Genomic DNA, 11,465 nt, shown 5'->3' with positions numbered 1-11,465 from the left:
CCGGCTCCGGTGACCGCGGCCGCAAGGCACGTCGGCTGCGCGGGGCCCACCGGTCCGGGGCGGGGGCGCAGGAGAGGCCCCCCCCCCCCGCCGGGGCCCCCCCCCCCCCCCGGCACCCCCCCCCCCCCCCCCCCCCCCCCCCCCCCCGGCGCCCCCCCCCCCCCCCCCCCCCCCCCCCCCCCCCCCCCCCCCCCCCCCCCCCCGCCGCCGCCCCCCCCCCCCCCCCCCCCCCCCCCCCCCCCCCCCCCCCCCCCCCGGGTCCGTCCGTGCGCACCGAGGGATCAGCCGCACACCGTCGGTTCGAGGCCCCCGGTAGCGGCCCGCCCCGGGGCGGCCGGACCGGAGCCCGGCGCGCACCAGGGACCCGGCGTGCACCGGGCCCCGGTGGCGATCAGCTTCCGGACCTCACACCGGCTGGCCGAACAGTTCGCGCAGGACGTCCTCCATGGTCACGAGCCCCGAGAGACGGCCGTCCTCGCCGAGGACCGCCGCCAGGTGCGTACGGCTTCGGCGCATGGCCGTCAGGACGTCGTCCAGCGGGGTGTTCTCCCGGACCCGGGCGATCGGGCGCATGTCCCGCACCGAGAACGGCAGGTCGCGAGGCATCGCGTCCAGCGCGTCCTTGACGTGCAGGTACGCGACGATCCGGCGACCGTCGTCCACCACGGGGAAGCGGGAGAACCCGCTCTCGGCCGACAGCCGCTCCAGCTGCTCGGGCGTGACCCCCACACTCGCGTAGACCACGCTCTCCAGCGGCAGTACGACGTCGCGCACCGGCCGCCGGCCGAGCTCCAGGGCGTCGTGCAGCCGCTCCCGGGCGCGGTCGTCGATGAGGCCGGCCTCGCCGGAGTCCGCGACCAGGCGGGCCAGCTCGTCGTCCGAGAACGTGGCCGTGACCTCGTCCTTGACCTCCACCCGGAGCAGCTTCAGCAGCCCGTTCGCGAAGGCGTTCACCGAGAAGATGACCGGGCGCAGTCCACGGGCCAGCGCGACCAGCGGCGGGCCCAGCAGCAGCGCGGTCCGCACCGGTTCGGCTAGCGCGACGTTCTTCGGGACCATCTCGCCGAGCAGCATGTGCAGATACGTCGCCAGGGTCAGCGCGATGACGAACGAGACCGCGTGGCCCGCGCCCTCGGAGACGCCCACCGCGTGGAACACGGGCTCCAGCAGGTGCGCGATGGCGGGCTCGGCGACCACGCCGAGCACCAGTGTGCACAGGGTGATGCCCAGCTGCGCCGCCGCCAGCAGCGCGGACACGTGCTCCAGACCCCACAGCACGCTGCGGGCACGGCGGTCGCCCTCCTCGGCGTGCGGCTCGATCTGGCTGCGGCGCACGGAGATCAGGGCGAACTCGCCGCCCACGAAGAAGGCGTTCACGACGAGCGTGGCCAGGCCGATGAGCAGTTGGACGGCGGTCATCGTGCCTCCTCCTTGTGTCCGGCGCCCTGCCCGCTGCCGGGCGCGTGCAGCAGCACCCGGGCGGCGCGGCGGCCCCCGGCGTCCGTCACCTCGAGCAGCCAGCCGGCCACCTCGACGGTGTCGCCGACGGCCGGGATGCGCCCGATCTCGGCGGCGACGAGGCCGGCCAGCGTCTCGTACGGGCCGTCCGGCACCCGCAGGCCGACGCGTTCGAGCTGGTCGGTGCGGGCCGATCCGTCGGCCGAGTAGAGCGTGCGGCCCTCGCCGTCCTCGCCGGCCGGGGCCAGGTCGGGCGTCTCGTGCGGGTCGTGCTCGTCCCGCACCTCCCCGACGACCTCCTCGACGATGTCCTCCAGCGTCGCGACGCCGGCGGTGCCGCCGTACTCGTCGATGACGACGGCCATCGTGCGCTTGCCGGCCAGCCGGTCCAGGAGCCGGTCGACGGTCAGGGACTCCGGCACGAAGAGCGGCTCGCGCGTGATCTGGGCGATCGACGTGCGGGCCCGCAGCCCCGCGGGCACCGTCAGCACGTCCTTGATGTGCACGACACCGACCACCGAGTCGAGGTTCCCGCGGTAGACCGGGAACCGGGACAGGCCGGTGGCCCGCGTCGCGTTCGCCACGTCCTCGCAGGTCGCCTGGACGTCCAGGGCGATGACCTGCACGCGCGGCGTCATCACGTTCTCGGCGGTGAGATCGGCGAGGTTCAGGGTGCGGACGAAGAGCTCGGCGGTGTCCGGTTCGAGCGCGCCCGCCTTGGCCGAGTGGCGGGCCAGCGCGACGAGTTCCTTGGGGCCGCGCGCGGACGCCAGTTCCTCGGCCGGCTCGATGCCGAAACGGCGCACCAGGCGGTTCGCGGTGTTGTTCAGGTGGGTGATGAACGGGCGGAACGCGGCACTGAACCAGCGCTGCGGGCTCGCCACCCGTTTGGCGACGGCGAGCGGCGAGGAGATCGCCCAGTTCTTGGGCACCAGCTCGCCGACGACCATCAGGAAGACCGTCGACAGGGCCGTTCCCAGCACCAGCGCGATCGAGTGCGAGGCGCCGCTCGGCACGCCCATGGCCTCCAGCGGGCCGGCGATCAGCTTGGCGATGGACGGTTCGGCGAGCATGCCGACGACCAGGTTGGTCACCGTGATGCCGAGCTGCGCGCCGGACAGCTGGAACGTCAGGTTGCGTGCGGCCTTGAGGGCACCGGAGGCGCCCCGCTCACCGCGCTCGACGGCGCGTTCCAGCTCGCCGCGCTCGACCGTGGTCAGAGAGAACTCCGCCGCGACGAAGGCGCCACAGGCCACGGAGAGCAGGATCGCCACCAGGAGAAGGAGCACTTCGGTCATCGGGTCACCTCCGTCCCATGATCGGCCAGGGGCGGGGGGATCGCGCGATGTCGGAGACCGGGGGGACGGCAGTGCCGCGTACCGGGAGGTTCGCCCATGGGCGGACGCTCACACCTTTCCATGCGGGAGAACGGCTGATGGGTCAATGGTAAAGGATGGGCAAAGTGGATCAGTCCGTGAGGGGCTTGACCCACCTGCGCCAGTGTTCCTCGGGCGTGTACCCCGCAGCGCGCCAGGCATGATGCGCGGTCTCGTTCCGCTTCAGCACCATCGCGTCCCCGCGGCGCCCGCCGAGCCGTACGAACCGCTCCTCGGCCGCCGCCAGGAGCGCCGAGCCGATGCCCAGCCGCCGTCGCCGGGGGTGCACCGCCAGTCGGTACAGATGGCAGCGCCAGCCGTCGAAGCCCGCGATCACCGTGCCGACCAGTTCCCCGTCGCGTTCCGCGAGGATCAGCGCCTCGGGATCGCGGAGGAGCAGCCGCTCCACGCCGTCCCGGTCGTCACTGATGCTCGCGCCCTCGGCCGCCGTCTTCCAGAAGGCGAGCACGCTGTCCAGGTCCTCGGCCGTGGCGGCCCGTATCCGCAGATCGGTCATGCCGCGATCCCACCACGGGCCTCCGCGCGCGACACGGGAATTCCGCGATCCGGACGGCCCGCGCACGTGTCCGGGACTCCCGCCGGGGAGGTACGCCACCTGGCAGGTGTCCGGGTTCACGAATCCGGGCAGCACCGCCGGGACCGGGTCCGTGGTCCGCGCCCGTGCGACGGGTCCCACGACCTCAGGGCGGACGCGGCGCCGGCCTTCGAACCCGGGCAGGCGCCTTACGCGCGGTGCGGCGCCAGCCCGGGCCGGGGCGCGGCCCCTGTCACTCGTGTGCGATGGCCGCGAGCACGTTCATCCGTGAGGCCCGCAGCGCCGGGAGCAGCGCCGCGACGATGCCCACGACCGCCGAACCGACCACCACCGCCACGATGGTGCTCCAGGGGATCGCCAGCGCCGTCATGCCCTGAAGGGCGAGCACCTGCTGCACGCACAGCCCCCAGACCAGCCCGAGCGCCAGGCCGAGGACCGCACCGAAGACGGCGATCACCACCGACTCCAGGCGGATCATCCGGCGCAGCTGACGCCGGGCCAGCCCGATCGCGCGCAGCAGTCCGATCTCGCGGGTGCGCTCCACCACCGACAGGGCGAGGGTGTTGACCACTCCGAGCACGGCGATGACGATCGCGAGCCCGAGCAGCGCGTACACGAGGTAGAGCAGCACCGCGATCTGGTCGTGGATGAGCTTCTTGTAGTCGGCCAGATCGCGCACCTGCACCTGCGGATACGGATCGAGCGTCCGCTCCAGGCCCGCGCGCAGCCCGTCCGCGTCGGTGCCGGCCCGCGCGTTCACGTACAGCGCGGAGTCCTGCCCGTCGGGCACGTACTTCTCTATGGTCCCGAAGCCGAAGTACAGGCCGCCCTGCACGCCGAAGCCCTCGGCGGACTCCTGCGCGGTGAGGGCGGCCACCTCCAGCTCGGTCGTGCGCCCGCCCGGGAACTCGACGGGGACCGTGCCGCCGACGCGGACGCCGTGGTCCTCGGCGAACTCGGCGTCCATGCCGATGTGGCCGTCCGCGAGTGCCGCAGCCGTGTCGCCCCGGGCGTAGGTGATGTGGGCGACCTCGTCCAGCCGCGGCTCGTAGGCGGCGGCGGTGGTCTCGACGCGCTTGCCGTCCGGGAGCCGGACCGCCACGGGGGTGAACCGCTGCCGTACGACGAGCCCGGCGCCGTCGGTGGCGCGGACCTTGTCGGTGATCTCCTGGGGGAACGGCAGGAAGTTGCTGTTCTGCACCACGAAGTCGGCGCCCAGGGTCTTGTCGATCTGCTGGTCGAAGGACTTGCTCATGGACGCGCTCGCCACCGACATCCCGCCGACGAGGGCGAGGCCCACCATCAGGGCCGCGGCGGTGGCACCGGTGCGCCGCGGGTTGCGCAGCGCGTTGCGCTGGCTCATCCGGCCGACGGAGCCGAACAGGGCCGGGAAGGCGCCGCCCAGCACCCGGATCACGGGCCGCACCAGCAGCGGGCCGGCGATCACGGTGGCGACGAGGGTGAGGACCACCCCGAGCCCCAGCAGGGACGCGGCCGACGAGGTGTCGGTCGCCGTCACGCAGCCCACGAGGGCGGCGGCACCGGCCACGCCGACGACCCCGCCCACGATCGCGCGCGTCCGCAACGGCCGTCCCACTCCGGCGATCTCCGCGTCGGCGAGGGCCGCCATCGGGGAGACGTGCGCCGCGCGGCGGGCCGGGAGGTACGCCGCCAGGAAGGTGACGCCGACTCCGACGACGTACGCGGAGACGGGGGTCGCCCAGCCGATCACCATCTCGGTGGACTTCAGGTTCATCCCGAACACGCCCATGAGCTCGATCAGTCCGGCCGCCAGGCCGATGCCCGCGGCGAGACCGAGCGTCGAGCCGACCAGGCCGAGCAGCGTCGCCTCCGTCAGCACGGAGCGGCGCACCTGCCGCCGGTCGGCTCCCAGTGCCCGCAACAGGCCCAGTTCGCGGGTGCGTTGAGCGATGAGCATCGAGAAGGTGTTGACGATGAGGAAGACGCCGACCAGGACCGCGATCCCGGCGAAGCCCAGCATCACGTACTTGATCACGTCGAGGAAGCCGCCGAGTTCCTCGGCCGCCGACTCCGCCTCCTCGCCGGCCGTCTGCAACTCGTATTTGTCCGTGCCCAGTTCGGCGGCGATGCGCCGCTTGAGCGCGTCGTCGCTGACCCCCGGCTCGGCGGTCACGGCGATACTGGTGACCACTCCGGCGCGGCCGAGCAGCTTGGACCGGGCGGTCGGCGCGTCGAGATAGACGAGCGCGGCACCGGGGTTGGTGGTCGTGAAGGTGGCGATCCCGACCACCCGCACCTTGAAGGACCCGGGCCGGGCGAGCACCGTGAGCGTGTCGCCGATCCTCACGTGCTTGTTCTTCGCCGTGTCCGCGTCGAGGAGCGCCTGCCCCGCTCCCTCCGGCGCGTGCCCGGAGGTCAGTTTCACCGGGCTGCGGTCGGTGACGAACCAGTCGGTGGCGATGGTCGGCGCGCCCGTGGTGGGCCCGACCGACTCGTTCTCGCTGTCGACGACGGTGATGTTCTCGACCGACACGTCACCGTGCGTGGTCGCCACCCCGTCGATCCCGGCCACCCGGTCGGCGAGCGAGGCCGGCACGGTGGCGGTCGCCCCGGACGGGATCTGCGATGTCAGGTCGTCCCGGGGTGACACGGTCACGTCGGCGGACGTCGAGGCGAAGAGCCGGTCGAAGGTGCGGGTGACGGTGTCCGAGAAGATCAGGCTGCCCGCGACGAACGCGACGGACAGGATGACGGCCAGCGCCGAGAGCAGCAGCCGTCCCTTGTGCGCGAGGAAGCTCCGCAGTGTCGCCTTGAGCACGACCGCCTCAGTCCTTGTCGAGGGTGACGTCGCCGGAACCGCCGTCGGAGCGCCGGTCTCCGGGGGCGGACGGGTCGTCCGGATCCCGCTGCGCCACCACCGGCGGGGCACCGGCGGCGGCCGGATCGGTGAACGCGGAGCGGGCGGAGTCGAAGCGCTTCATGCGCTCCAGCACCGCCTCGGCGGTCGGCCGCGCCATCTCGTCCACGATCCGCCCGTCCTCCAGGAACAGCACCAGGTCGGAGTGGGCGGCGGCGCCCGGGTCGTGCGTGACCATCACGACGGTCTGCCCCAGCTCGTCCACCGCCTCGCGCAGGAAGCCGAGCACCTCCAGCCCGGCGCGCGAGTCGAGGTTGCCGGTCGGCTCGTCCGCGAAGATCAGATCGGGGCGGGAGGCGAGGGCGCGGGCGCAGGCCACGCGTTGCTGCTGGCCGCCGGACAGCTGGGCGGGCCGGTGCTTGAGACGGTCGCGCAGCCCGAGCGTGTCGATGACCCGGTCCAGCCACTGCTGATCGGGCTTCTGGCCGGCGATGTCCATGGGCAGCGTGATGTTCTCGGCGGCGTTCAGGGTCGGGATCAGGTTGAACGACTGGAACATGAAGCCGATGCGGTCCCGCCGCAGCCGGGTCAGCTCGCGCTCCTTGAGCCCGGTGATCTCGGTGTCGCCGAGCCACACCTGCCCGGCCGAGACGGTGTCGAGCCCCGCCAGGCAGTGCATGAGCGTGGACTTGCCGGAGCCGGAGGGGCCCATGACGGCGGTGAACCGGCCGCGCGCGATCGCCACGTCCACCGAGTCGAGGGCGAGCACGGTCGTCTCGCCGGAGCCGTAGGCCTTGGTCAGACCGCGGGCGCCGGCCGCGATCCCGTCGGCCTCCGCCCGTCCTGGCGCGTGCTCCGCTGCGGGTGTGGACAAGGCCGCCTCCCAGACGTCCGACGTGCCGGTTCCATGTCGGGCAGAGCGTAGTGTGACCGGGGGCACACCCGGTATCCCCCCGAGGTGCCGGTCGTTCTCCGCCCCAGGTCGGGCCCCCGACACCGATGTAAGGGGCACTTTCCACCCCTGGGAGGACCTCAGGGGCCCTTGCCGCTGCTAGCACTTCGGCGCTAGCTTCGAGGTATGGCGAAGACCCAGCTGAACGTGCGGGTGGACGAGGGCACCGCCCGTGCCGCCCGCGAGCGTGCCCTGGAGCGCGGCATGAGCGTCAACCGCTACATCGAAGAGCTGGTCAGACAGGACACCGGCGAGGCCGGCCACACCTTCGTGGACGCCGCCGCCGACTTCATGAAGCAGTACGAGACCGTCTTCGCCGAGGAGTTCGGCGCGGAGCGTGAGGGCAAGCGCGAAGGTCGTCGTTGATCCGTTGAGCCATCTCAGAATCGATCTCGCCTGGCTCCTCATGATCGCCGAACAGAAGACGCCAGGAGATCCCCAGGTCACCGACTGGGGCGCACTCGTCGCCGCCGTCAGCAGGCACGAGGCGGAGATATTCGGCACCCCCGTCTACGACACTCCGCACGACCGAGCCGCGGCCCTGCTGCAACTCCTTCTGCACGTACCGGCGTTGGAGCGGTCCAACGCGCTGTTCGCGTCGGCCGTCGCGTACGCCTACCTCGTCGCCGGCGGCGTCAAGGTCGTCATCTCGCCCGAACAGGTCCGCGATCTCGCCCGGTTGGTGAAGAGCGGCGAGGCCACGGTCCAGGAGATCGCCCACGAACTGCGCCAGTGGAGCCTGTGAGCTGTCCCGTGCGCCCCGTCCGGACCGCCGGGCGCCGCCCGGCACGCACGAGAAGCCAGGCAGCCGCAGGCCGTTCCCCTGTATCGGGACCACTTCCCACGGCCCGGCCGCGAAGCCCGGGTCACGGGGCGCTGCGAACGGGGCCCGGTCCCGGGACGACCGGCGGCCGCCTCGGGACCCGGACGGACTCGCGGCTACGGAGCCTCGGCGGCCGTGAAAGCGTCCGCGTCCCACGTCCCGTGCAACCGGGGGGCCAGCCAACTCGGCGCCGCCGTGCGGAAGTCGGCGGGGGCCAGCGAACCCGCCCCGGCCGCGAGCGCCCCGAGCAGCGGCGCCCCGGACACCACGGGCAGGTCCGCGAGGTTGCAACGGCACGCCAGATCCGGGGAGTCGGGCCAGCTGCCGATCACCACGCCCGCGAGGTCGAGCCCGCGCTCGCGCAGGGCGAGGGCGGTGAGCTCGGTCGTGTTCAGGGTGCCGAGACCGGCCGAGGCGACGACCAGCACCGGCGCGTCCAGGAGCCGCGCCGCGTCCGCCAGCGTGCCGCCCGCCTCGTCGAAGCGGACGAGCAGACCGCCCGCGCCCTCGACCAGGACGAGGTCGTGCTCGGTGGCCAGCTTGGCCGCGGCCTCCGCCACCTGAGCGGGCCGTACCGGCGAAAGGCCGGCCCGGCGGGCGGCCGTGCCGGGTGCCAACGGCTCGGGGAACCGGGCGAGTTCGAGCGTCGTGACGCCGCCAGCGAGGCGCGCCGCCTCGTCGGCGTCGCCGCGCTCGTCCGGACCCACGCCCGTCTGGGCGGGCTTGAGCACCGCCACCGACCGGCCCGCCGCGACCGCCGCGGCGGCGACGGCGGCGGTCGTGACGGTCTTGCCGACCTCCGTGCCCGTCCCCGTGATCACCAGTACCGCTGTGTCCCGCATGTCATCCCTCCCGTGCCGCCGCGCACACCGCGCGGGCGATACGTTTCACGTCCGCGTCGCCGGTGACGTACGGCGGCATCGTGTAGACGAGGTCGCGGAACGGCCGCAGCCACACGCCCTCGCGCACGGCGGCCCGCGTCGCCGCCGCCATGTCGACGTCGTGGTCCAGCTGCACCACGCCGATCGCGCCGAGCACCCGCACGTCCCGCACCCCCGGCAGCTCCGCCGCCGGCGCGAGCCCGTCGCGCAGGCCGGTCTCGATGCGCTTGACCTCGGTCTGCCAGTCCTGCCCGAGCAGCAGGTCGATGGAGGCGCACGCCACGGCCGCCGCCAGCGGGTTGCCCATGAACGTGGGCCCGTGGGCCAGCACCGGGACCTCGCCGCGCGAGATGCCGTCGGCGACGCGCGCCGTGCACAGTGTCGCCGCCATCGTCACGTACCCGCCGGTCAGCGCCTTGCCGACGCACATCACATCCGGCGTCACCCCGGCCTGCTCGGCCGCGAACAGCGTGCCCGTGCGGCCGAACGCGGTCGCGATCTCGTCGAAGACCAGCAGCACGTCGTGGGCGTCGCACGCCTCGCGCAGCACCCGCAGATACTCGGGGGAGTGGAAGCGCATCCCGCCCGCGCCCTGCACCACCGGTTCCACGATCACCGCGGCCAGCTCGTCCGCGTGCCGCCCGATCAGCTCACGCAGGTGCTCGGCGTACGACTCCTCGTACGCGGCCGGGGGCGCGTCGGCGAAGACCTGGCGCTGGAGGACGCCCTGCCACAGCTCGTGCATCCCGCCCTCGGGATCGCACACGGACATCGGCTGCCACGTGTCGCCGTGGTATCCGCCGCGCCAGGTCAGCAGCCGCTGCTTGCCGGGACGGCCCAGCGAACGCCAGTGCTGGAGGCACATCTTGACGGCGACCTCGACCGAGACCGAACCGGAGTCGGCGAGGAAGACGTGCTCCAGGCCCTCCGGAGACATGTCGACAAGACGCTTCGCCAGCCGCACGGCGGGCTCGTGGGTGAGCCCGCCGAACATGACATGGCTCATCCGGTCCAGCTGGCCGCGCACCGCGTCGTTCAGGACCGGGTGGTTGTAGCCGTGGATCGCCGACCACCAGGACGACATCCCGTCGATCAGCTCGCCCGAACCGTCGGCCATCCGCAGCCGCACGCCGCTCGCCGACTCCACGACGAGCGGCGTCTGACGGCCCGGCATCGGACCGTAGGGGTGCCAGACGTGCCGCCGGTCCAGGTCGAGCAGTTCCGGCACGGACAGCTCAGGCATTGGGCGCGAGGTCCGTTCCGGCACCCCGTCGGCGGACCGCGACGAGGTCGGTCCGCGCCTCGCTCGCCTGCGGCGCGGCGGCCGACCCGCAGACACCGCCGCCACCGCCGCCCTCGTGCGACCCGCAGCCCGCCTCGGCGTGCGACCCGCAGCCCGCGCCCTCGTGCGAGCCGCAGCCCGCGCTCTCCCGGGAACCGCACCCGCCGACCGGCGCGCGGTGCTCGGGCAGCGTGACCTCGCCCGCACCCTCCACCTCGAAGCCGGCGTCCGCGATCATCTCCAGGTCGGCCTTGCCTGCCTGGCCCTCGCTGGTGAGGTAGTCGCCGAGGAAGATCGAGTTGGCCAGGTGCAGCGCGAGCGGCTGCATCGTGCGCAGGTGGACCTCGCGCCCGCCGGCGATCCGGACCTCGACGTCGGGGCAGACGAAGCGGACCATCGCCAGGATGCGCAGGCAGCGCTGCGGGCTCAGGTTCCACTCCTTGGCGAGCGGGGTGCCCTCGAACGGGATCAGGAAGTTCACCGGAACGGAGTCCGGGTCCAGCTCACGCAGCGCGTAGACGACGTCGACCAGGTCCTCGTCGCTCTCGCCCATGCCCGCGATCAGGCCGGAGCACGCGGACAGTCCCGCCGCGTGCGCCTTCTGCACCGTGTCCACGCGGTCGGCGTACGTGTGCGTGGTCGTGATATCCCCGTACGTCCCCTCGGACGTGTTCAGGTTGTGGTTGTAGGCGTCCGCGCCCGCCTCGCGCAGCCGCTCGGCCTGCCCGTCGGAGAGCAGCCCCAGGCAGGCGCACACCTCGACGCTCTCGTTCTGGTCCTTGATCGCCTTGATGGTGTCGGAGACCCGGTCCACGTCACGGTCCGTCGGACCGCGCCCGCTCGCCACCAGGCACACGCGCTTGGCGCCGCCCGCCAGGCCCGCCGCCGCGGCCTGCGAGGCCTCGTCGGGCTTGAGCCAGGTGTACTTCAGGATCTCGGCCTTCGAACCGAGCCGCTGCGAGCAGTAGGAGCAGTCCTCGGGACACAGACCGGACTTGAGGTTGACCAGATAGTTGAGTTTCACCCGTCGGCCGAACCAGTGACGGCGCACCTTGCCCGCCGCCGCCACCACGTCGAGCAGCTCGTCGTCGGACGTGGCCAGCACGGCCAGAGCTTCGTCCCGGGTCGGCAGCTCGCGCCGAAGCCCCTTGTCCACCAGCGTGTTCAGCAGGTCCATGAGGTCCGATCCTTGCCTATGCGACCGCCCGGGGCCAAGGAGAGTTTGCACAACAGAGACCGTTCGAGGTGTGGGTATTGCCACATCCTGGGCGGCGGGCCGGGCGGCTAGGGTCTGTGCA

The 11,465-nt window shown here is 73.0% G+C and carries 10 protein-coding genes; 2 read left to right on the top strand and 8 right to left on the bottom strand.

Annotation, left to right across the window (positions count from 1 at the left end; all coding sequences use genetic code 11):
- Positions 1-405: 405 nt before the first annotated feature.
- The 5 genes from ACFYQQ_RS16060 to ACFYQQ_RS16040 form a co-directional block, all read right to left on the bottom strand.
- Complete coding sequence (locus ACFYQQ_RS16060; protein ID WP_355780461.1) at positions 406-1,419, bottom strand: hemolysin family protein; 1,014 nt, start codon at positions 1,417-1,419, stop codon at positions 406-408.
- Positions 1,416-2,756 (bottom strand): hemolysin family protein, encoded by a 1,341-nt coding sequence (locus tag ACFYQQ_RS16055; RefSeq protein ID WP_355780458.1) that lies wholly within the window; start codon positions 2,754-2,756, stop codon positions 1,416-1,418. The genes ACFYQQ_RS16060 and ACFYQQ_RS16055 overlap by 4 nt, the downstream gene beginning before the upstream one ends.
- A gap of 169 nt (positions 2,757-2,925) precedes the next feature.
- On the bottom strand, positions 2,926-3,351 hold the full coding sequence (locus ACFYQQ_RS16050; RefSeq protein ID WP_355780455.1) for a GNAT family N-acetyltransferase: 426 nt from the start codon (positions 3,349-3,351) through the stop codon (positions 2,926-2,928).
- A 271-nt stretch (positions 3,352-3,622) separates the two neighbouring features.
- Entirely contained in the window at positions 3,623-6,190 is a 2,568-nt protein-coding gene (locus ACFYQQ_RS16045) for an ABC transporter permease (RefSeq protein WP_355780451.1), read from the bottom strand.
- Positions 6,191-6,197: 7 nt separating this feature from the next.
- The gene (locus tag ACFYQQ_RS16040; RefSeq protein ID WP_355780448.1) at positions 6,198-7,103 is read right to left on the bottom strand and encodes an ABC transporter ATP-binding protein; all 906 of its coding nucleotides are present in this window, start codon (positions 7,101-7,103) and stop codon (positions 6,198-6,200) included.
- Between the two features lie 204 nt (positions 7,104-7,307).
- Here ACFYQQ_RS16040 and ACFYQQ_RS16035 point away from each other — a divergent pair, with 204 nt between their 5' ends.
- Both ACFYQQ_RS16035 and ACFYQQ_RS16030 read left to right on the top strand, forming a co-directional pair.
- Positions 7,308-7,547, top strand: a complete 240-nt coding sequence (locus ACFYQQ_RS16035) for a toxin-antitoxin system HicB family antitoxin (RefSeq protein WP_355780445.1) — start codon at positions 7,308-7,310, stop codon at positions 7,545-7,547.
- 4 nt (positions 7,548-7,551) lie between these two features.
- Positions 7,552-7,926 carry a fic family toxin-antitoxin system, toxin component gene (locus ACFYQQ_RS16030; RefSeq protein WP_355780443.1) on the top strand — a complete coding sequence of 125 codons (375 nt, stop codon included), beginning with the start codon at positions 7,552-7,554 and terminating at the stop codon, positions 7,924-7,926.
- A gap of 194 nt (positions 7,927-8,120) precedes the next feature.
- On the opposite strand, the gene bioD is transcribed toward ACFYQQ_RS16030, so the two are convergent.
- Genes bioD through bioB form a run of 3 tightly spaced genes read right to left on the bottom strand, consistent with a single transcriptional unit; the run spans position 8,121 to position 11,344 of the window.
- On the bottom strand, positions 8,121-8,846 hold the full coding sequence (bioD, locus tag ACFYQQ_RS16025; protein WP_356164642.1) for a dethiobiotin synthase: 726 nt from the start codon (positions 8,844-8,846) through the stop codon (positions 8,121-8,123).
- Position 8,847: 1 nt separating this feature from the next.
- The gene (locus tag ACFYQQ_RS16020) at positions 8,848-10,128 is read right to left on the bottom strand and encodes an adenosylmethionine--8-amino-7-oxononanoate transaminase (RefSeq protein WP_388904777.1); all 1,281 of its coding nucleotides are present in this window, start codon (positions 10,126-10,128) and stop codon (positions 8,848-8,850) included.
- Positions 10,121-11,344 carry a biotin synthase BioB gene (gene bioB, locus ACFYQQ_RS16015; protein ID WP_355787406.1) on the bottom strand — a complete coding sequence of 408 codons (1,224 nt, stop codon included), beginning with the start codon at positions 11,342-11,344 and terminating at the stop codon, positions 10,121-10,123. The genes ACFYQQ_RS16020 and bioB overlap by 8 nt, the downstream gene beginning before the upstream one ends.
- Between the last annotated feature and the right edge of the window lie 121 nt (positions 11,345-11,465).

The sequence above is a fragment of the Streptomyces sp. NPDC005496 genome, assembly GCF_042872045.1.
GTDB lineage: Bacteria > Actinomycetota > Actinomycetes > Streptomycetales > Streptomycetaceae > Streptomyces.
Note: the sequence above shows the minus strand (reverse complement) of the source record. Positions and strands in the feature narration are given on the sequence as shown.